At 42.6% G+C, this 21,222-nt stretch carries 20 protein-coding genes and 2 pseudogenes; 10 read left to right on the forward strand and 12 right to left on the reverse strand.

Features of this window, described 5'->3' with window-relative positions; genetic code table 11:
• Positions 1-499: 499 nt before the first annotated feature.
• The 10 genes and pseudogenes from istB to istA form a co-directional block, all read right to left on the reverse strand.
• Entirely contained in the window at positions 500-1,243 is a 744-nt protein-coding gene (gene istB / locus DESYODRAFT_RS07585) for an IS21-like element helper ATPase IstB (RefSeq protein ID WP_007781413.1), read from the reverse strand.
• Positions 1,243-1,785 (reverse strand): annotated as a pseudogene (locus tag DESYODRAFT_RS07590) (Mu transposase domain-containing protein); the annotation flags it as partial. The pseudogene DESYODRAFT_RS07590 and the gene istB, both read right to left, overlap by 1 nt.
• 81 nt (positions 1,786-1,866) lie before the next feature.
• The gene (locus tag DESYODRAFT_RS07595; RefSeq protein ID WP_007781415.1) at positions 1,867-2,880 is read right to left on the reverse strand and encodes a site-specific integrase; all 1,014 of its coding nucleotides are present in this window, start codon (positions 2,878-2,880) and stop codon (positions 1,867-1,869) included.
• Positions 2,877-3,848: a tyrosine-type recombinase/integrase gene (locus tag DESYODRAFT_RS07600; RefSeq protein ID WP_007781416.1), complete on the reverse strand. Its 972-nt coding sequence runs from the start codon at positions 3,846-3,848 to the stop codon at positions 2,877-2,879. The genes DESYODRAFT_RS07595 and DESYODRAFT_RS07600 overlap by 4 nt, the downstream gene beginning before the upstream one ends.
• Positions 3,845-5,092: a site-specific integrase gene (locus tag DESYODRAFT_RS07605; protein ID WP_007781418.1), complete on the reverse strand. Its 1,248-nt coding sequence runs from the start codon at positions 5,090-5,092 to the stop codon at positions 3,845-3,847. The genes DESYODRAFT_RS07600 and DESYODRAFT_RS07605 overlap by 4 nt, the downstream gene beginning before the upstream one ends.
• Before the next feature lie 158 nt (positions 5,093-5,250).
• Positions 5,251-5,520 (reverse strand): annotated as a pseudogene (locus tag DESYODRAFT_RS29065) (IS21 family transposase); the annotation flags it as partial.
• 113 nt (positions 5,521-5,633) lie between these two features.
• Positions 5,634-6,674 carry a tyrosine-type recombinase/integrase gene (locus DESYODRAFT_RS07610; protein WP_007781421.1) on the reverse strand — a complete coding sequence of 347 codons (1,041 nt, stop codon included), beginning with the start codon at positions 6,672-6,674 and terminating at the stop codon, positions 5,634-5,636.
• Positions 6,661-7,638 carry a tyrosine-type recombinase/integrase gene (locus DESYODRAFT_RS07615; protein WP_007781422.1) on the reverse strand — a complete coding sequence of 326 codons (978 nt, stop codon included), beginning with the start codon at positions 7,636-7,638 and terminating at the stop codon, positions 6,661-6,663. Before DESYODRAFT_RS07615 ends, DESYODRAFT_RS07610 begins: the two co-directional genes overlap by 14 nt.
• Complete coding sequence (locus tag DESYODRAFT_RS07620) at positions 7,631-9,214, reverse strand: tyrosine-type recombinase/integrase (protein WP_007781425.1); 1,584 nt, start codon at positions 9,212-9,214, stop codon at positions 7,631-7,633. The genes DESYODRAFT_RS07615 and DESYODRAFT_RS07620 overlap by 8 nt, the downstream gene beginning before the upstream one ends.
• Before the next feature lie 77 nt (positions 9,215-9,291).
• The gene (istA, locus tag DESYODRAFT_RS07625; RefSeq protein WP_242833559.1) at positions 9,292-10,098 is read right to left on the reverse strand and encodes an IS21 family transposase; all 807 of its coding nucleotides are present in this window, start codon (positions 10,096-10,098) and stop codon (positions 9,292-9,294) included.
• Between the two features lie 296 nt (positions 10,099-10,394).
• Between istA and DESYODRAFT_RS07630 the strand changes: the two genes are divergently transcribed.
• The 7 genes from DESYODRAFT_RS07630 to DESYODRAFT_RS07660 all read left to right on the forward strand — a co-directional run bounded on the left by DESYODRAFT_RS07630 (position 10,395) and on the right by DESYODRAFT_RS07660 (position 15,641).
• Positions 10,395-11,357, forward strand: a complete 963-nt coding sequence (locus DESYODRAFT_RS07630; protein ID WP_007781427.1) for a helix-turn-helix transcriptional regulator — start codon at positions 10,395-10,397, stop codon at positions 11,355-11,357.
• 107 nt (positions 11,358-11,464) lie between these two features.
• Positions 11,465-12,091, forward strand: coding sequence for a type 1 glutamine amidotransferase family protein (locus DESYODRAFT_RS07635; protein WP_007781429.1), 627 nt, complete (start codon positions 11,465-11,467; stop codon positions 12,089-12,091).
• A gap of 51 nt (positions 12,092-12,142) precedes the next feature.
• Positions 12,143-12,667 (forward strand): VOC family protein, encoded by a 525-nt coding sequence (locus DESYODRAFT_RS07640; RefSeq protein ID WP_007781433.1) that lies wholly within the window; start codon positions 12,143-12,145, stop codon positions 12,665-12,667.
• Positions 12,668-12,686: 19 nt separating this feature from the next.
• On the forward strand, positions 12,687-12,980 hold the full coding sequence (locus DESYODRAFT_RS07645) for a DnaJ family domain-containing protein (RefSeq protein WP_242833561.1): 294 nt from the start codon (positions 12,687-12,689) through the stop codon (positions 12,978-12,980).
• 128 nt (positions 12,981-13,108) lie between these two features.
• Positions 13,109-14,617, forward strand: coding sequence for a hypothetical protein (locus DESYODRAFT_RS07650; RefSeq protein WP_007781437.1), 1,509 nt, complete (start codon positions 13,109-13,111; stop codon positions 14,615-14,617).
• 60 nt (positions 14,618-14,677) lie between these two features.
• The gene (locus DESYODRAFT_RS07655) at positions 14,678-15,127 is read left to right on the forward strand and encodes a GNAT family N-acetyltransferase (protein ID WP_007781438.1); all 450 of its coding nucleotides are present in this window, start codon (positions 14,678-14,680) and stop codon (positions 15,125-15,127) included.
• 154 nt (positions 15,128-15,281) lie between these two features.
• Positions 15,282-15,641 (forward strand): hypothetical protein, encoded by a 360-nt coding sequence (locus DESYODRAFT_RS07660; protein ID WP_007781440.1) that lies wholly within the window; start codon positions 15,282-15,284, stop codon positions 15,639-15,641.
• A 190-nt stretch (positions 15,642-15,831) separates the two neighbouring features.
• On the opposite strand, the gene DESYODRAFT_RS07665 is transcribed toward DESYODRAFT_RS07660, so the two are convergent.
• Together DESYODRAFT_RS07665 and DESYODRAFT_RS07670 are read right to left on the reverse strand one after the other, a co-directional pair.
• A complete protein-coding gene (locus DESYODRAFT_RS07665) occupies positions 15,832-16,803 on the reverse strand; it encodes an anti-sigma factor (protein ID WP_007781442.1) in 972 nt (323 codons plus the stop codon).
• Positions 16,793-17,302 (reverse strand): RNA polymerase sigma factor, encoded by a 510-nt coding sequence (locus tag DESYODRAFT_RS07670; protein WP_007781444.1) that lies wholly within the window; start codon positions 17,300-17,302, stop codon positions 16,793-16,795. Before DESYODRAFT_RS07670 ends, DESYODRAFT_RS07665 begins: the two co-directional genes overlap by 11 nt.
• A 248-nt stretch (positions 17,303-17,550) precedes the next feature.
• On the opposite strand from DESYODRAFT_RS07670, the gene DESYODRAFT_RS07675 reads away from it, so the two are divergent.
• From DESYODRAFT_RS07675 to DESYODRAFT_RS07685, 3 genes are all read left to right on the forward strand, one after another.
• Positions 17,551-18,789: a BaiN/RdsA family NAD(P)/FAD-dependent oxidoreductase gene (locus tag DESYODRAFT_RS07675; protein WP_007781446.1), complete on the forward strand. Its 1,239-nt coding sequence runs from the start codon at positions 17,551-17,553 to the stop codon at positions 18,787-18,789.
• Between the two features lie 71 nt (positions 18,790-18,860).
• The gene (locus tag DESYODRAFT_RS07680; protein WP_007781448.1) at positions 18,861-19,985 is read left to right on the forward strand and encodes a radical SAM protein; all 1,125 of its coding nucleotides are present in this window, start codon (positions 18,861-18,863) and stop codon (positions 19,983-19,985) included.
• Positions 19,986-20,328: 343 nt separating this feature from the next.
• Positions 20,329-21,120, forward strand: coding sequence for a DUF3102 domain-containing protein (locus DESYODRAFT_RS07685; protein WP_007781450.1), 792 nt, complete (start codon positions 20,329-20,331; stop codon positions 21,118-21,120).
• Positions 21,121-21,222: the final 102 nt, after the last annotated feature.

The following is a 21,222-nucleotide window of genomic DNA, read 5'->3' on the forward strand; positions in this document are numbered from 1 at the left end:
AGGGTTTTATTGCTTGCAATTTACTTAATATTGTCAAGCAACAAAGAGGAGCACATTTCTAAAAAATGGCATTCATAGGAAACGAATTTTTAAATATACTCCACCGCCAAGGGGATACCAGCTTCTTTGGACATCTTTTTTGTATCCTCAAGGCACGTTGAGTGCTGTGTTAGGATTGAATGAATATTACGGTTTTGTAGAGCCGGTGTTCCGGTAGTGACTGAGCCACCTCACCGGGAAACTAGAGCCACCCTTCCGGAGGTTGAGCCATCTACAGCTCGCTCTAATAAACATTCATATGACACCAATAATTAGGATGCGCGCAGGATAAGATAGCAGCGGTGTAGCCGAGGCTGTGGAGAGTGTGGATAAGCTCTTTTAAGAATGACCCCAAAGTGCTTATCCAAGCCTTGTGGTCAACCCGAAGCGATTAAGCGTAGGGTTGTCCACAAGGCGGCACTATCCACAGCCCTCTGGAGTAAGAGTATTTAACGTGCAGTTATTCTTGTATTCCTTTGCGTTTGCGCATGGAATCTTCACCATCAATCAAGATCGTGTAAGAATCATGGACAATTCTATCTAGAATCGCATCGGCTAAAGTACCTTCTCCAATCTTGCCATGCCAACCTGCGGGGGAAAATTGAGAACTGAAAATGGTTGAACCTTTTTTGTGTCTTGCTTCAACAATTTCTAAGACATCACGGGCTTCACTATTGGTCAACGGGACAAGCAACCATTCATCCAAAATGAGCAGACTGACGTGCTTGTATTGTTTCATAACTTTCTTGTAGACGCCCTCTCCTCTTGCCACGGCTAATTCATTCAGCAAATCAGGTAAGCGAATGTACTTCACAGTATAGAAGTTACGGCAGGCTGCAATGCCAAATGCACAGCTAAGGTATGTTTTTCCTGCTCCGGATGCCCCAAGGAAGATGATGTTGTGTTTCTCTTGGATGTAAGTACATGTAGATAACCGATTAATTTGGGTTTTGTCCAGTTTTCTATCTGCATGATACTCAATGTCTTCAATACACGCTTGATTAAAGTAAAGGTCTGCTTTACGGATCAGCCTTGTAAGTTTGTTGTCCTTACGCCTGGCCCATTCCGTATCAACCATGAGTCCAAATCGTTCCTCAAAGCATAATTCATTAAAGGTTGGGTCTTGTATTTGTTGCCGAAATGATTCCGCCATAGAGGTGAGCCGCATTTCGTTGAGTTTGCCGATCGTTGTTTCGTTAACCATTATGAATTCCTCCCATAGTAGTCTGCGCCTCGGGTAAAGCCAAAGCCGGAGGGATTTTCAGGGTTAACCGGTTCCTCTTTGGTGATTTTATCTTGGCCCGTTTGGATAATAGTTTGAATGCTTTTGTAGCTTGGGTTTGGCGTGTAGGAGAGTGCTTTTTTACAGGCTGCCTCTAAGCGGCTAACCGAGTATTTATCGGCTATCTTGAGTAAGCCCATGCAGCTTTTATACCCTTGTTGTTCTATACGATGAGAGGATAAGATAGCTTTGACAACGACAGTGGTGTTTTCCCCGATGCTTTTAGCCCAGGATACGAAGCGCTCTGCATTCCAGGCGGTGTACTTTTGATGGTCTTCCGGCATATGCTCCATGACCGTACTATATTGGCCAGGACGACCGTGCAATCGGGAGTGTGAGCAAATCCGATGGTTATTAAAAAATACTTCAACTACATTACGGGTTATTCGAACATCGACCTTGTGTTTGATGTATTCATAAGGAACGCTGTAGTGCATCTTGTCCACTGAAATATGAAATGGAAAGCTGGAGAAAATGTAAAGTCACATTCCTCAAGCGCTAAAAGCATGCTATTCTGAATGCTATGACTTTACATTTTAATCGGCTCACAATGACTGTAACCATTCCATTAGTGAATTGTCTGTTTGCCACATAGGAACTTCTAGCTTTATGACATCTGGACACACAGCTTCAATAGCTTTGCGTTTCTGCTCACTATTGCAACGTGCATAAATTTCAGTTGTTGAGATTTCTGAATGTCCCAGATAATCTCTAATATAAATAAGTGGTACTCCAGCCTGCAGCATATGCATGCTTTTACTGTGTCTGAGTCCATGCGGTGATACAGTTTCCGGAATAATTGAAGGATTATTCTGACGAGCAACCGCTACATACTTATCGAGGATATAAGTTATTCCTGCCCGCGTGAGTTTTTTCTTGTTGCGGTTTGAAAATAACGGTACCCTATGCTCCTTTTTATAGTCAGCATGACAAATATTAATGTACTGCCTCACAAACTGTGCCGTTTTATCCATAAGAGGAATTATCCGTGTTTTACTTCCTTTGCCGGTCAGACGCAAAGTTGAAGGCTTTTCCTGACGGAAATCTTCAACACAAAGGTCTGCAATCTCTTGGACTCTTGCAGCGCTGTCATATATTAAGCTCAATAGCACAAGATCCCTAAACCCTGATCGTGACGTTGTATCGACTGCATCAAGGACTGCTTTCACCCCTTCAATAGTCAGGTATTCCAAAGGGTGTTCCGCCTCCTTCTTCCTTGGAATGGACCGTATCTGCTGGCACTGATAAATATAATCCGGTGTCTGCATCTGTACATATGCAAAGAATGATTTGATTGCAGCAAGCCTAATATTTCTGGTCGCTACACTTGAATTCCGTTCCCTTTCCAGCCAATCAAGATAGGCCAGAATCACATCTTTATTGAGTTCAGGGATTTCAACGTGATCCGGATTAAGATTTCTGACATCTTTGAGGTATGAGAACAATAGCATGTAGGAATCCCGTTTGGACGAGATGGTATTATTGCTGAATCCTCTTATGCCAGGAAGATACTCCGTCATATATCTGCTCATATATCTTGCCAGGTTTGTAGGTTTCATGGCTGCACCTCTGGAATGGCATAAGCACAAACCTTGGTGACTGCCGAAAGGATATCGGGATAAACTTCCGCCGTCATTTTCATATACTGGCTTGTCGCTGCTAAGGATTCATGGCCCATATATGTGGATAATGCCGGCAGCATGTTTGAAAGATCGGCTCCTTCTTGCGTAGCCTTCTGAAGGACATGACAGCAATGAGTATGGCGAATGTCATGAATTCTTGGGCCATAGCCTCTTCCTGCATGCTTTATTCCTGCCTGTACAAGTACCTCACGGAATCGGAGATAGACATTATGATGCGAGTATCTTTCCCGGGTAATTCCGATGAATAGGTATTCTTCAGGTCGATACAGAGGATGCATAACAGCGCAATACTGTTTTAGAATATCCAGCATACTATCTGAAACGGGGGTTAACCGATCTTTATTGAACTTTGCTTTTTCAATGCGAAGAATGCCATTGACAAGATCAATGTGCTCTAATTTCAGGTTCAACGCTTCCATCACGCGAAGACCGGTACAATACAGAAGCCGGATCAGAACTGGCATGACCAGATGCATCGTAGATCTCCGATTCGGATAAATCCTGTTGCTTTGCATAAAGATTTCTTCCATTTCCGCATGTGTGAAAATATATGCAGAATACGGTGATTTTCGCTGGCGAATATATTCAAGGTTGACCGGTATGTAAGATTCATAGCCGGAAGCCATCAGATACATGGAAAACTGACGGATGCAACTGATCCGCTGCTGATAACTGCTCCTGTGTGATTCATAAGGCTTCTTTTGACACCATATATCCATAAGTTCTTTTGTTATTACTGGAACAGAAATGTTCATTGAACAACAGAGGTCATCAAACTGTATTAACAACGGTACTTCCGATGTATATTTGTAGCCAGCGCTCCTTTTATAATCAAGAAAGTCCTGTAACAGATCTGAAAAAGTACTTTTGAATTCTCTGCTCATAAGCGGATACCTCCCATCCATATGCCTTCAATACCTGGAACCTCCAAAGCAAGCGGACGGAGATGATAGATATCCACTTTTAAATAAATCTTTGTTGTATCCGTGATGGAATGCGACAAGGTTTCCGAAATGACTGAGAGCGGTACTTTTTTTTCAAGCATGGCAGTAGCCAGGCTGGCGCGTAAGGCATGTGGGCCATGGCGTCTTCCGGAATTAATGACAATCCCGGCATCACGAAAAGCTTTTGTTACGATGGTGTGAAGGGAGGCTGGTTTTAGCACATGGTGGGGTGCCTGCATCTGCAGGAACACATGATTATCATCAACATTTGGACGGCAATCCTTGAGATATTTGATGATGGCATTGCCGACATCTGCTGGAAGTGGGAGTACGGTATGCTTTCCTGTTTTCCTGGTAATGAATTCGATTGTGCTTTTATCCCAGTGGATTGCACTGAATTTTAGCCCGCAGATATCAGAAGCCCTCATTCCAAGCCTGACTGCAATAAGAACCATTGCATAATTCCTGATCCCCAGAGCACTAAATCGGTTAAAGGAATCCAGCATGGTTTCGATTTCTCCCGTACCATAAACGGAAGGAATGACTTTCCTTACCCTTACGGTCTGTACACAAGTGGAAAGGTCTTTTTCAACATATTTATTTACATAGAGATACTTCAGAAGAAGCCTTAGGGAAGAAGAAGCACTCTTTACCGTGGGGAGATTTTTCGATGCAGAGAGCCACTTCATGAAGCCCATGATACTAGAGGCATCTATATCTGCAAGATGTCCTATTTTTGATTCATAGAGATATTTTGACAGATGGTTCAAGGTATAGATATCTCTGTTGATTGTTGATAATGCATAGCTTCCAGATTTCCTTTCTGATAAAAACTGATTGAAGACTACTGCAAAAGGCTCATGGAACATGCAAGGCCAGAATGACTTTTCTTTTGTTATCTTCCCATCTTCGGCACAGTTAATCAGGATATGAACGGCGCGAGATCTGCGTTTGTCAATCGGCCTTAGATGGGCAAAGTTATTGCCGGATTTAATGCCATAATGATTTTCCAGAAAACATAGCGCCGATTCCCTGCTAAAAGGGATGCCGTTATCTGAAAGATAATCTTTCAATCTCCACCAGGTATAGGATACCTGTGTTATGTGATCCTGTTTGAGACCATCTCCCTCCATAGCCTGTTTTGCTTGATTAATTAATTCATCGATTGTTAATGGCTGTTTCATAAGTGCCTCCTTACTTGAATGTGTTATTAGTGATTCAAGTATAGAGGGCAAAATGTAAAGAAAATAGATATAAGAATACCCTAATTGGTACAGAGCATCTTTCTACTTTACATTTTCTCCAGCTTTCCATTTCACATAAAATGCAAAGCTTTGCATTTAATATGGTAGTTAAATTGAACGGTTGCAACCTTCCAAATCGCTAATTCATAGGGAGCAGCAGGAAGGGGCAGTAGTAGTGCCTTTTCTTCTAAAAATACGGTCTGGCGGCTACCAGGTCTTTTCTGAAAGGGTTTTCGGTTAAATACCTCAAGTTTTTCGCGAATCGCCCTATTAAGCTCCGCCAGAGAAAAGAATTGTTGGCGACGGAGAGCTGCAATAATCCAAGTAGATATGATGCCAACGGTTCCTTCAACACTAGGCTTATCCTTTTTATCTTAAATTCAAGATAACAAAGATTATCTTCAAAACCATGTTATCTTCAAAATCAGCAGAACTACCTTAAATCGCAAGGCAGTTCCGCCGTAGTTTAAAGATAATTAAATCAGCTAAATCCGCAGTACTCAAGCAGATACTGCTCTTTGCCCTTCCAGTTTTTCTGTTTTGCAATTGTTTTACCAATGGTTCCTTCAAGATCAACAGACTCTAATGCCTTTGTGATGGTTTCTTCATCCGAATAGGAATAAACACTCGTTGTTTCAATACTGCTGTGGCCAAGGAAGTCTCTTATGTAAGAGATAGGAATCCCTTTTTTATGCATAGCCATTGCAATGCTGTGTCTGAGCATATGGGCATGCAGTCCCTCAGGAAAAGCAGTATCGGCTTTGTGAGCGAGTTTTCCATATTTTTTAAGAAAGTAATCGACTGTTCCAGCTTTCATCTGTGTTTTCTGCGATTCATGTATGGTATAGAACAGTGAAGCGCCCAAGGGACTTCCTTTATGGAAGCTTGCAAGATAGGCGTCCAGATGCTTTACTGTTGATCCAAGAAGAGGGACATACCTTGTTTTATTCCCCTTGCCATGGATTCTGACCCGTACACTGGTATCGCTGCGGATAATACTGTTCAACTGTAAGTCCAGTAATTCCTGAATTCTCGCGCCCGTTTCATAAGCAAAAATTATGAAAAAGCGGTCACGCCTGCCAAGCCTTGTTGTTATGTCGGGCAATGAGAATAAAAGTTTCAGCTGTATCTGTGTTAGATACTCAACGCCCGGCTGCTTAACGCCCTTGAATGCGTGGATGCTGGCAACATCAAGATAGACCGGCATCAGTTCCATGTCTTCCTCACTACAATATTTCAGGAAGGATTTAATGGCTGACAGCCTCAAGTTAAGTGTCTGCGCAGAATTCTTTTGGGTATTCTTAAGCCACATCAGGAAATCGTAAATGACGCTCCTTGAAAAACAGGAAAACTCCATCCGATCAAAGCTGATGTTTTTTTCCTCTCGCAGATAATTTCGTAAAAGATTTAATGATTGACGGTAGGCTCTGGCTGTCTTGTCGCTGAAGTTCCTCTTTGTAATAAGATAATCGGTCAGAAAGTCACGGAGCAACTGGTAAAAGTGCATTTCATTCTTCTTCATGATGCACCTCCGGCAGGATGTCATCATTCACGGAAGAAAGCCGTTGTTCCATTTCAGGGTAAAAATCTTCCACAAGGGAAAGGTAATAATCCGTATCAGCATAATTGGAATGCCCCATATATTCGCTCAAGTAAGGATAAAGGGCGTTTATGTCCTGACCTTCCTTTACCCACTGATTCAATCGGTGAACCGCATACCCATGCCGAGCATCATGAACTCTTGCCGGATTTCCTGTAATTGCATGAGATTCAGGCAGTTTGTCCCAGAACTCATGGAACCAGCAGTCAAGCATTGATTTATTAAAGCAGTTTCCATGCTTGTTGGGGAAAAACACTTGTCTGTCTGGGAACATGGATTCCATGATGAAATCATACTCGCTGCATACCTCCTGCAGATCTTCGCTCATGTATACGATCCTGGCCTTCCAGCCTTTGGATTCCCGTATGGATATCTTTCCTGTTTCAAGGTCAACATCCTCTTTTTTTAGCAGGCGTGCTTCCGAGGAACGCAGCCCGCAGCAGTACAGCATGCGGAAGATGACCGGTATGACATATCTCCTGGTCGGAGAGAACGGTGAAGGAGGGCACTGATCAATGGCCTTGAAAAAGGCTTTCAATTCGGCAACCGTATAAATATGGGCCTCATATTTAATCTGTCTATTCGGGATGTGACCGGGAATGACATAAGCATCGTATCCAAGCCCTTTCAGGTATTTACCAAGCTGCCTTACCGGAGTAACCCTTCTTAAAAGACCGTTCGAATGCTCTCCAGACTTTGACTGGATCCAGGCAGAGCCCATTGCCCGTGTTATTGTGCTCTCTCCCGGGAACTTTTCAGCCGCAAGTAAATCAAAGTGATACAGTATTTGGGCTGAAGACCGGTAAGGATAACCCAATGCGCGTTTCTGGATGATAAAGTCTTTAATGCAGGTACCGAGGAGACTTTTAAATGTATAATCAGTCATCAGAAGCACCTCCCCGCCATGAAACCCTGCCTATGACGGACAGATCCAGCGCGCACATCCGAAGCATGGATTCCTCCATGGACAAATAAGGTTTGTCGGATTCCTTTGAGGTGTGTCCAAGCGCATCGGTAATGACCTGGTGAGGTACTTTAGCAACCAGAAGTTTATGTACCATGGAATACCGGAAAAGGTGCACGCCCCTAGCAGTACCGTTTACCGGCTTTATCCCCAGGCAGCCAAGCAGTCTGGAACAGGTTGAGTAAACAGAAGTCAGTTTATTGTAAGGCGCCTGTTTCCGTAAGAATATATATGGGTAATGGTCGGCTCGTTTCGGTCTCTCATTCAGAATGTAATCCATCAGTGCGTTGCCAACATCTTGGAGCAATGGCAGTACGAGAGGTTCGCCAGTCTTTTTCTGGATCAGCCTGATTTTATCATTGCGCCAGTCAATCGCCTGAAAAGTGAGATTGCAGATATCGCAATCACGCAATCCCAGATGCATGGCAAGAAGGATTACTGCTTTTGTGCGTTTAGACTCTTTAGCCAGCTGTGCAACCAGTTTTGTCTGATCTTTTTCAGAAATATATGCGGCAACCGAGCCCCGCTGTACAAAGCCTCCCATTACAATGCCGGACAAATCTTTCCTGATCAGGCCGACTGTATGAAAGAACTTAAGCAGTGAACGCAGGATTGGAAGTATGGTTGCCATGCTCCGTCTATTGCAGATGCCTGCAAACTTTGTAATGACAAGATGGATCTTTTCGGGTGAAAGAGACAGTAAATCTTTCGGTGTTTCTATCCCGGTGAACTCCACGGTTTTTCGGAATACATAATCGTGCAGGTCGATTGTGGATCGGCTGAGGTTGCGCTGCTCCAGCGACCCAAGGTACTGTGAACGAATGGATTCTACCTCTAAGCTGCTAAAGTCGGCATCTCGGTTGATCATTCCCCAAAGAAAGCGCCCTGTATTTGCGACTTCCATCAGGACATGTGCCGCCTTACGGTTAATTTTCCACTTCCATTCCTTCATGGAGCCTTTATTACGTAGGTTATTTATTTCTTGGATGAAGCATTTCATCAATGTTTCATCATATCCAGAGACACCGGCATCATAAAAATAGCATCGTATGTCCATCCAGGAATGCTTGTATTGCCCCATAGTAGAATCCGTGAGCTTAAGGTATCTCATTTCAATCTCAGCCTTGACAAGGAGGTAATCAATATGCACGTCTGCTGTTATTGGGAACTCCCTGCTCTGAAAAAACCCATGGACTTCTGCATCATTCGGCATGGGTGGTTCGTTGAACGGTATGCCGTGTTCATCTCTGGCTTGTGTACAGGCTAATGTGTCAACCAATTTTACGCAGCGAACATGCAGTGCGCGGCGTTCCGGTGAACCATTGTCCTCTCTAATGAATGCATCATATAACTCTTCGCATGGTTCCGTAATGCCAAGTGATTTAGCACACTTTAGCATCTGGTTGAAGTAGCGGCGTCTGGACTCCCAGGTTTCATTGGCAAGTTCAGATTTCAACTGCTGCAAAAGGGTATTGATAGTAGTTTCAAGCTTTGTCATATGTTATCCTCCTTCTGCCTGTATCAGGCTGTCTAAAGGATAACCCTATATACGGATTTATTATCTTCAATTTCATGCTATTGGCTGGCTGTAAATTTAGCAGTTCTGCTGATTTTGAAGATAACATGGTTTTGAAGATAATCTTTGGGTTTTCTCACCCGTGCCGGAATAACAGCGGTTCCGTAGTACTCTGCCATTTCGTGATAGGACTTGTTGATAACTGGAGTATACCAGGACGTTCGTTCTACACCAGTTTTCAGATTATCCGGAACGAGGATTCGAGTAGCACCCCCAAAGTACTTATATGCATTGATATGGGCTGTAATCCAGGACTCCTGGTTTTGGTTCAGAAATGCTTCCACATAGGCATATTGACTGTACGAGAGGACGGTTACAAAAACATAAGCATCAATGCTCTCGCCTGTATCCGTATCGATAATGCTTGCTGTTTGGCCTGCCCAGTCGACTTCCATTTGCTCGCCAGGCTTTCGTCCGATGTGCATAGTTGCCTTGGTTTTGGCCACATATTGTTGGTAATGATAGCAAAACTGAGAATACATAAGTGGAATTTCATTGCTGAGTCTGGAAGATTCACAGTATTCATTCCAAAGCAGGCTGAGGGTTACGCCGCTCTTCGCCATTTCTTTATGAATGTACTCGTTATCTGGGCGTTTTCGGGTTAATGGTAATGAAGATTCGGGAAAGAAAAGCTTGTGCAACTCACCGTTCGTCCTATCTGGGTTCAATGGCCACGAAACACTAAGTTCCTGAGACCGTTTCAAGACCCTGGCGACAGTGTTGCGTGAACATTCGCAGCTCACTGCGATGCTGCGTTGACTGATTCCTTGGCTAATAAGCCGAAGAATCTCGCGATAATTGGTCATTTGATGACCTCCTATGAATGTAATTTACACTCCTCTCTTGAGTGCATAGCTACATTCTAATAAGGAGTTTCATCAAATGGCTCCCTATCCGGAAAGGTGGCTCTAAAAATCCGGAACTATGGCTCTCATCGTCCGGAATAGTGGCTCAATTTGGTCCGGATTATTCATTGAACGGGTGAAATGCCTATGAACAGAGTGATGCAGATGACTCGTAAAGCTGATAATTTAGTGCAACCCTTGAGTAGATAATAAAGATATTTAAAATATTGAGTTTCATAAAGAAGGAGGCTCACATTATGGCTAAAAACGATAACATGCTGGCAATTCTGTGGATGCTGAATTCAGGCGTAAAAATGACTGCAAAACAGATTTCTGAAAAGCTAGAAATAAATATAAGGACAGTTTATCGGTATATTGATGCACTATGTGCCAGTGGCGTACCTATAATATCTGACCCAGGTCATAATGGCGGGTATAGCCTGCTGAATAATTTTATCAGGGCACCTCTGCTATTTGATATGGAAGAAAAAAAGGCACTCCTTCAAGCTGCTGTTTTTGCAAAAGAAGCTGGATGCCCTTCGAGTGAGGCATTAGGCAATGCAACATCAAAGTTGAAAATGTATTCGAATCAGGAACAGGAAAGTATACTTAACCATCATTTAGCCGGATTTGAAGTTATAAACGGCATGGTAAATCCTTCCGTTCAGCCGATATTGGCGGAATTGGAGCAGGCTGTAGAAAAGGAATTCTCTGTAGAAATTGATTATCGCACAAGCCGTGAAGAGCAACCAAAGAATAGGATGATAGACCCCTATGGAATGGTTTACTGGAACAACAAATGGTATACTGTTGCATTTTGCCACTTAAGGAATGAAATACGAAGCTTTCGGGTAGATCGGATTTTACTAATCAAGTGTACTCAAATAATATTTAAGCGTCCAGCTGATTTTTCGGCCGGTGAATTTTTTATGAAAAACCTGTTACCTGATTTGGTGGGTAAGGAGGGGTTAATTTCTTTAATTATCGAAGGCAGGTCAGAGGCGTTGGATGAACTATGCATGCATTGGTTTTTAGGGCATCATCTGAAAGAGCGAACATCTAATCAAGCCATCTTTTTATTTGAGGAAAAATCAATTCATAGTTATGTCCCTTATTTTCTCCTATCCTATGGTAAATCCATTCAAATAATCGAACCACAAAGTTTGAAAGAAAGACTTGTTGCTATTGCATCGGAGTTAATGGAATACTATCAACTTTAATAGCTTCACTGACAGCAGATGTCAGTGAAGTTGTTTTATAATGAGGATAGTCACTGATTACCGATGGTCGGTATTCCTTGATGAATAAAATAAGGAGAAATTGCAAAATGAATAATACAGTATATCTTTATGTGTTTGACACAATGTCAGACTGGGAAATAGGTTACTTAACTGCCGAGCTGAACTCGGGAAGATATTATAAAAAGGGACTTGACCCATCAAAAATAGTGACTGTTGGAATTGAAAAGACGATTGTAACAACAATGGGCGGATTGAAAATACTGCCAGATATCAAACTGGATGAGTGCAGTATTGAAAGCACAGATGCATTGATTTTACCTGGTGGAGATACATGGACAGAAACAATTCACCAACCCATTTTAAAAATCGTTGAGAGGTGTTTAAAGGAAGGTATATTGGTCGCAGCCATTTGTGGTGCTACAATGGGGCTCGCCCAGAATGGATTGCTGAATTTACGTTGGCATACAAGCAATGATCTGGAATACCTTAAAATGATCTGTCCCACTTACACGGGCGAAAAGTATTACAAAATGGAGTCTGCTGTAACTGATGAAAAACTGATTACTGCATCTGGAATAGCTCCGTTAGAATTTTCTGTACACGTCTTGAAAGCGCTGGGTGTGTTTTCTTCAAAAACATTAGATGCCTGGTATAGTCTTAATAAGACTCATGAATCCAAATATTTCTATGAGTTGATAAATTCAATTCAATGAAGGTATAAGCATAAAATTGAAATGTTATGATCATTTAAAGAAGTTATAAAAATGACTAAAAGCATAAAATATATGGGAGTGTCAGGTAAATATACAAAGAATGGAACACCCAACGGCTTTACATCTATTACCCCATTTATAACAGTGAAGAATCCTTCTGAAGCAATAGAGTTCTATAAAACTGTTTTCAATGCAAGGGTTAAGGATATTACTGAATACCCGGATGGAAATGGTAATAAAATAATTGTTCATGCAGAATTAGATTTTGGAAATGGTTTTTTGCAACTGGGAGCAGCGAATCCGGCATATAAATTAGTCTTGCCGCCAAATGAGGACAATGCGTGTTATTCTTTAGGAATTTACGTAATTAATGCTGATCAGGTATTTGAAAATGCGGTAGCAAGAGGAGCAAAAGTAAGGGAACCGGTTGCAAGCTTTGTTTCAGGTGATCGATTCGGAAGTATATTGGACCCTTTTGGAGTAAGATGGTCTATTATGACTAGGATTGAGGATTTGTCAGAAGAAGAAAGTAGTCGTAGGGTTGCTGAATGGGCCAAAAGCTTTAGTGGAGAATAAATGCAATAAATGTCAGCGAGTGGTCGAAAGAGGAGAGTTCACAAATTTACCTGGAGAGGGAAAACCCTTAAAGCTGGAGCCCTTTAACCCGTATGTATCTAAAGAACAGGTAATAATGAATAAGGTACTCAATAGCTCCGGGTTAATACCAATTGAGATATTAATTCTAAAAGCAATAGATGAAATAAAAGAAAAGCTTAAGGATTCAAAGCTAAAGAGTGAGCAAAATGCCCTGAAAGTAAAACTAAACGAATTAGAAATTACATTCGATATACAGATGGAGGCACGTCGAAATTTCTTTGATAATAGTTGATTTGATCGTTCAGATCTTATTCATTGGTTTCAGAACACTGTTTTAGGCCTTGTCCAATTTCGCATTATATAATCCTGCATTAGGATAAATCCCGATCAGTCAGCGAATACATAGAATGTGAGGTCATGATGGCAACCACTTATGAACGATATCTAAAACTGAATATTGACGGTTCCCGCGTTGGCTTGGGGAGTGGCGAGAGCGAAAGCAGCTACTTCTGCACACCCAAAGGGGCGAAAGTGATCGGCTGGGCCGGTGTGGATGGCAGCCACTATTGCTTCGTGCGTGGCTTTGGCGAGATGGTGTTTGCCGTCAGTCCACTGAATACACCGGGAAACTATGTGCATCCGGTGGCAAGAAATTTTAGGGACTTCCTGCGGCTCCTGCTGGCTTGCGGCGATACTGCGGCACTGGAACAGGTATCCTGTTGGGAGCAGGCGCAGTTTGGCGTCTTCCTGCAGGACAATCCTCTCACCGGTGAACAGCGGGCTGTGCTGGATTCCATTGGGGAGAAGCTGCTGCTCGCGCCTATGGAGCAGCCCTTTGCTTATATCAAAGAGCTGCAGGCCGGGTTTGATTACAGTCGCCTCAAATATCCGGAAGATTACTATGAGTGGGTTCCTGTCGAGCCGAAGATACCCGAATGGAAGGTTTATTTTGACGGCAACTTTTGGGGGCATCAGGGCCGTGAAAGAGCCGGCAAGGAAATTTCTCTCCATAGGCAGTTTGTCTGGGAGGATGAAGTCTGGTATATCCCTGCGATTTACACCTGCAGTAAAGGCTTGGTCGTGGACTTTTGCCCACAGGTTCCGGCCGAGCGTATTCGTTCCTTTATGGACAAGTGGAATCTCTCTATTGAGAGCGTTAGAACCGACTTTAGCGATGAACAGCGGATGCAGATCGACGCAGAAAATCCGCTGGCCGTCAATACAAATCCGAACGTTGTGTTGAACGGAACTGTCCTTTCAGGCTCTCATGGCTGCGGTGTGTCATGGAATCCCTGCTTCCCGGAGAGCAACGGCCTTGAGGTCAAGAGCGTGACCCGGCATTATGGCCTTGATCCTGCCTATGGCTGGGCAATCTGGCGCTCTGTTTTTCCTTGGAAGACGAAACGCAAACCGCAGATCAGGTCGCTCAGCGTAACCCTGATGCAGGAGCCTGTCGCTATGCAGGGACCGCACTTCCATGTGTCGGCACCCGGTGAACGCATCAAGTTTACACACCCGACCACCGGCGTACAGCATACGCTGACCGTACAGGAATATGAGCGGCAGGAAATACCCCGTGAGCGTTTTGGCAGCCAAGATCAGGAGTTCCCGATGCACTATACTGTGATGAGCTATACGCTCTCGCCGGATCTGCCTGACGCTGCATTCACCGTCACTGATTGCCTTCGTTCCGACCGACCTCGGCAGAAACGCACCAATCCCAATGAGCCCCAGGCATCGGACAGCGCTTTTAGCTTCGGCATCATTGGCGGCGCAGTTGATCCGACAGCCATTATTTTCGGCGGCAGCGGCCAGGGCAGGCTCCATGCAGTCTGTTCCGCCCTGCACTTTGAGCCGGTGGATGATGTGGAGTGGCGCATGGTGTTTCATGAAAAGAGACGCGAGGATATTACGGTGGAGCTGATATAAACCTGATCTAAGAGATTATTTTCTATGGATAATGCGAAGCGTTAATTTAAGGAGTGCGTAATGAGTATGGATATTCAGCTTGCTGAAAAGAAACATGAACAGGCCATTTTTGAATGTGTAAGTATGGCTTATAGTATGTACATTGAAAGAATGGGTAAAAAGCCCGCTCCTATGCTTTCGGATTATTCTAAACTTATTGAGAAGAATGCTGTTTATATAGCAATAGATTTGGAAGAATTTATGGGCATGATTGTCTTTTTTCCCAAAGGGAATTCCCTGTTTATCGAAAATGTAGCGGTTCATCCAGATTTCCAGGGAAAAGGAATTGGACGTAAATTAATTGAGTTTGCTTTAAATTTTGCCCAAAAAGCGGGTTTGCAAGAAGTCAATCTTTATACAAATGAGTTAATGACTGAAAATATCAGGTATTATCTTGGGCTGGGGTTTGTCGAAGTGGGACGCCGATTAGAAGATGGTTACAGACGAGTGTATTTTGTAAAATCTTTATGACTCAGGTATTCTTTAGGACATGGAGGTAAAGTGGGAGATAATTAGAGAAACTAAATAAAAATAAGGAGGAAACTGCCGGGATTGCCGTGAATGTATATCGGATATGAAAGATATTTCAGATCATGGAGGCTCGGCTTCCGGAAAGGATAGTAGGATGTCGAAGAAATATATGATGTTAAAACCTGAAGAAGAGGCTGCAGCGGAAACGGATTCAACCATCAAAGAGATGTTTTGTTTTGGAGAAAATTCCAGTAACTACCGATTCGTGGATGTGGAGGTCAATGACGAAAACCAAAACAAATTACAGGAGCTGGTCAATGAATACAGCGCCCTGATTGAGCAGGAAGGGAACAAGGACCTGGATCTGAAGGCATTCTTCGCAGGGAAACAAATCAAGATTGAGCATGTAGATGAATTTGAGGAGCCGCGGGATGTATTCATCCTGCTGGTTTATTTCAAAGAGGTCTGCAAGCTTAGGGATTTTGAGCCTGTAGCCGTTATTGAGATTGCCTAGGGTAGGTTTTTAGCAAGTTTTTGGATTTAGAGGAGTAGTCTAAGATGAGGTTTCGTGATGGGCTATTGTTGTCCTCTATCCAAATTTCCTTCCGTGGGAGCACATTAGACGTATAGGGAACGGGTTTAAAGAGCCGCCGTCCAGGGCGGCTTTTAGTTTGCAAGATCTCAGATAATTATGAATGTAGAATTTAATATTTTTCAGTAATTACCCCAAATGAAGAAGCCTTTATATGGGAATTCCCAAGCAGAGATTCAAGCTGATCCTTTGTGCCATAAACTATAGCTCCCAGGATAGGAACCTTCGAGGGATCTGTATAACCTTTAGTAGTTAAGCTGTCTAAGATGGCCAGGAATTTCTGGTTGCTGCTGATTTTTAAATTATAAAGAAAACTATTGTAGTCGGTTCCGAAGTTTTCATTGTCCGCAGATGGTCTTAGATTAAAACCTAAAGTATCGAACTCACTTATAAAGGTGGCTTTAGCATCGTATTTTTCAGCCTCTTTCTTATAGCGGTTCATCTCATCTTTCGTAAAGCTATCTATCCAGCACCAGCTTATATTAACACCAGGGAGTATATTGGCTAATTCAGAAATAGTGTAGGGCTTATCAAAGGATAAGCCAACCTCAATGAGTTTGTCATTGCCGATTTGACTTAGGTTTGCCAAATCGTTCTTATATTCTTTATAGGTAATTTGGGGATGAAAAAAAATCATCTTATTATAACCAAATTCCCAATAAGTTGAAGGCCAATCGCCGGCCGAATGACCGCCTCCCCGCCCTCTTGTCATAATAAATTGAGGCAAAAGGCCAAAAGGCTGTACCCGTTCTTCTAAAACGGCAGGTTTATTCCCTATGGTTCGGCTGATAGTGTAATTACTTCTGCCTCCTAAGAAACCAAAGGTATCCACTGACTTGCTAATATAGCCGTTGGGAACCGTGAGCTCGATATAAGCACTCATAGTCTGAAAGGTTTTATTACTCATGTTAATGGTCAAGGCAGCATTTCCCGCTGTAATAAGAAGAAAAGCCAAGCAAGCTACAAGTAAGGAAATAAGAACCGTTCGTTTAGTGGATTTTTGTTTGCCTTTTTTGATGGCTCTGTCTAATTTATCCTCATCGAAAATTTGGTCTAACTCATTATCATTCAATTTATCTCCCATGGTGATCCCTCCACACCCTTTTAAATGCTGTTCTGGCCCTAAATAAATAGGTCTTAACCGTCTGATCCGGAAGAGCTAACATCTTTCCGATTTCCTTGTAACTTAATTCCATTTCATATTTCAGGATTAAGAGTTCCTTGTAACTTTCTTTTAAGCTATTTAGACAGTCATGAATTTCCGTTGCCTTTTCTTCCAGCAAAAGAATATCTTCGAGCGCATTATCCTTCGCTATTTTTTTCAAAAAATGAGTCTCATCAATTAGCAGTTCTTCTCTGACAGAAGCTTTCTTTAGATAATTTCGGTAATTATTCAGAGCAACCTTAAAAACCCATGCTGATAGCTTCTCCGGTTCTACAGCATGAAAGTGTTCGATTGCCTTAACAAAACTATCTTGAACAATTTCTTCGGCAACTTCCTTGCGGCAACCGTGTTTTAATAAGTAGCTATAAATAATTGAAGCTTGTTTACTATACAAATTAGTTAGAACATCTTTGCTCATTTGAAATCCTTCCAGAAGGTTCTGCCCTTATTTATTAAGACAATTGATTCAATAAAAAGTATACAGTTTTAGAAAACTATTCCCAATCGCTGAGCCAGGGTATTGCCTTTATTACAAATTCACGCAGCTTCCGCGTTGGAGGCTTTGTTGATGGGCTTGGGCTGCTATGCTACAATATAATTATCGAACACTTGTTGTAAGATGATCTATATCTTAATATCTTTTGCGTGGGAGCTGCTGTATAAACGATGACTTCTATAAAAAAACGTATACTTATTATTGGAGGCGGTGCCTCCGGGATATTAGCCGCGATCACTGCTGCCAGGAATGGAGCCGAAGTTATCCTTTTGGAGAGAAATCCCCGCATTGGCAAAAAGCTCCTGGCGACCGGCAATGGTCGCTGTAATTATACCAACGTGAATGTTGATGTTTCTTGTTATCATGGGCATCATCCCCATTTTGTCAAAGGCGTACTAGGGGCATTTGGCGTTCAGGAAACTTTGGATTTCTTTGAACAATTGGGGATCGTTCCTAAGATTGAGGAATTTGGTAAAATCTTTCCTATGTCAGGCCAGGCCTCCAGTATTTTGGATGTACTAATGTATGAACTGAATGAAGCAGGAGTCAGTATTGTCTGCAATGCCTATGTGCGCAGTATCCGTAAAGAGAAAAACCGCTTCATTTTAACCTTTGAGGATGATACCGAAATTACCGGAGATATTGTGATCCTTGCAGCAGGCGGTAAAGCTCTGCCTTCAAGTGGTTCAGATGGCAGCAGTTATAGTATGGCTAGAGAACTTGGCCATACTATAACCGAACTATTTCCTGCTCTTGTCCAACTCAAGCTGGAAGGTGGATTTTTCAGGCAAATCGAAGGGGTGAAATTTTTTGGCACTGCGGAAATTATCCATAAGGGTAAAATGTTAGCCAGGAACAGCGGCGATATTCTCTTTGCCAATTATGGTGTCTCAGGTCCGCCAATTTTACAAATCAGCCGGGAAGCCGGTAAACTTTTACAGGAACACCAAGAAGTCTTTTTGCGCTTAACGATTTTGGATAGTATGAACAGAGAAGAACTACGAAACCTTCTTATTAAACGGTTTAATTTCATGCCTCAAAAAACAATCGCCTTTAGTTTAGTAGGTCTTGTTAATAAACGTCTCATCCCGGTAATACTTAAAGAAGCCGGATTTACAGATATAAAACGTTCGGTTGCCAGTCTGAACGTTCAGGAAAGGGAAAAAATTCTTGAGGTTCTGCAGGATTGGCGTTTCTTAATCCGTGGAACTAAAAGCTGGCCCAGCGCTCAAGTCACTGCAGGAGGGATTGACACGAAAAAAATAAACCCTGAAACTATGGAATCCAGGATTGTTAAAGGATTGTATTTTGCCGGTGAAATCATCGATGTCGATGGGTTGTGCGGCGGGTTTAATTTGCAGTGGGCTTGGTCTTCCGGATATGTCGCAGGGAAAAATGCAGCGATTTAAAAAGAAGAAGCCGGTAGGGTGGATTACACAGGAAGGGCTAATTGGCAGCATTAATTATAGGAGGACATGTTATGAAAATTTCCAAGAAAGATGCGTTGTTTTGGTTTGAATTCTTTGCAATCTTGCCAGAGGAAGAGGAAGTCATGGCAAAACAACAAGAAATCATTTACGCTACCTTTGCCCAAATTGAGGCTGCCATTGATCATAGAAATGATATCTTAATGTCGGAAATCAAAGGTTTGAAAACTTTGCAGAATAGAACTTTTTTTGTGGGAGATGAAAGTAAATTCTCCAAAGGATGTCGTTCTTGTCTGTTGGGAACCGGTTTGAGTGCCGTCAGAAAAACAAACAAATGTAACTTAGAGTGTAAGTTCTGTTATCATTATGGAGAACTGGACAATATTTCTCCCGTTGGCGAAGGCATGTGGGAAATCGGGGACACAAAATTTTATGTGAAAGACATTGATTTGCTTCTTTCCATCCAACAGAAACCCACGGGCATTTCCTATGTTTATTTAGAGCCATTCATGGAAATTGAAAAGTACTATCCGGTTATCAAGAAATTCAGTGATGCAGGGATTCATCAACATCTCTATACAAATGGCACTTTAGCTACGGAAGAGACCTTGAAAGCTTTAGGTGAAGCCGGCCTTGACGAATTGCGTTTCAACCTGGGTGCTTCGAATTGTTCGGATAAAGTCATAAAGAATATGTTGATAGCGAAAAAATATATTGAAAATGTAGGTATTGAAACGCCAATGACCCCCGAGTTCTTCGAAACCTTTTTCAAGAAGAAGCAAGCGATCTTAGAGACAAAACCCGATTTTATCAATTGTGCGGAACTGCACCTAAATGCTAATAACATAGATAATTATTACGGGGAAAACATGTATATTTCCAGACATGGCTATATATCCCCGATTTGGAGCAGGGAGTTAACTCTGAAATTCATGAACATAGCCGTTGAAGAAAGCTGGGATTTAGCGGTTCATGATTGCTCAAATTATACGAAATTTGCCAGAGGTTTGAATTTCAGCGGCAATGAGGGTAAGTGGGTCGGATCCAGTAATTATACCTGTGCGTTTTTCAGGATACCCTACGAAGTATTTTTACCCATACTGCGTGATGACAATTTTCAATTTTTAAGTGAAGAGGAATTGCCTGCCGGTTATAGACCAGGAGAGCTGGTTTTTTAGTGAATGCACCGAACCGTTGTATTTAGACACTTAAAATTAAGTTTTTTGCGGATAGAGGGATTAGGCAGTTAACAAAGAATTTTATTTTTAAAAACGCAAGGCTAGCTTATTTCGAGATGGCCTTGCGTTTTTTGTGTCATTACCCCAAATTCGTCTGCGCAGACGAATTTGGAGGGGAAGGCATTCTTTAACCATGCAGAAAAGTATGTCCCTATATTCTACGAGCTTGTACCCTGGGGGGTTACTGCTGTAACAAAAATTCTATCGATTATGTCCAGGCCCTCACCTTCGAAGCCCGTCTACATATGCTGTAATTAAAGCGATAAAAAAGGCGGGAAATAATATGGGAGAACCCACTACCATCGAGCGAACACCGCAGATCATTGCCGCTGAGATCAATAAGCTTAAACAACAGACCTATAAAATCATGCTTACCAATGCCATGGAGATCGGCAAGCGCCTGAAAGAGGCTAAAGCCTTGTTCTCCCATGGAGAATGGGGAAAATGGCTGGTGGAATCAGTGAGCTATTCCCAGCGCACAGCCAACAGGCTGATGCAGCTCTTTGAAGAATATGGAGATAAGCTATTTGCTGACAGTAATGACGACAGGTCAAATTCGTCTGCGCAGATGAATTTGACCTACTACCAAGCCGTTATTCTGCTGGGGCTTCCTGAAGATGAGCGGGAGGAATTTATCCTGCAGCATGATGTTGAAGCAATGAGCACGCGCGAGCTGAAACAGGCTCTCAAAGAACAGAACCAAACTGCTTCGGGGATAGAGCAGGCTCAAGGGATGCTCACGCCCAATAATCTCGGAGAGATCAAAATCGAGTATCGAACCGTTAATAAAACCGATAAATCAATAAGCAGGCCAAAAACTGAAGCTTCTCAAGCCTTTACCAAACAGTATGAAGAAAAATGCACCGCTTGCTGCCGAACCATCGCCGATACTTACCAGGAACTGCTGGTAGCTCTCGGCCAGCTGGCCAGACTTGACGCGGCGGTGAAGGAAAAATGCAGTAAGGACGCGAGCAGTCTTGCTGAGTATATGGTGGAAAGACTTAAAGAGTGGCCGCCTGTTCCTAAGACGAACATGAAGTCCGTTGAAACGTATGCCACTTATGAAAGGTGGTAAGTCGAAGGGCAGGGGAAGCACCTTTAGATGGAGGAGAGTTTCAACAATGCTTGATATCGATATAACTGCTGGAGGGCTTTTTGCCCTTTAGTACAGGGGGTG

It is taken from the genome of Desulfosporosinus youngiae DSM 17734, from assembly GCF_000244895.1.
Classification (GTDB): Bacteria; Bacillota; Desulfitobacteriia; order Desulfitobacteriales; family Desulfitobacteriaceae; genus Desulfosporosinus; species Desulfosporosinus youngiae.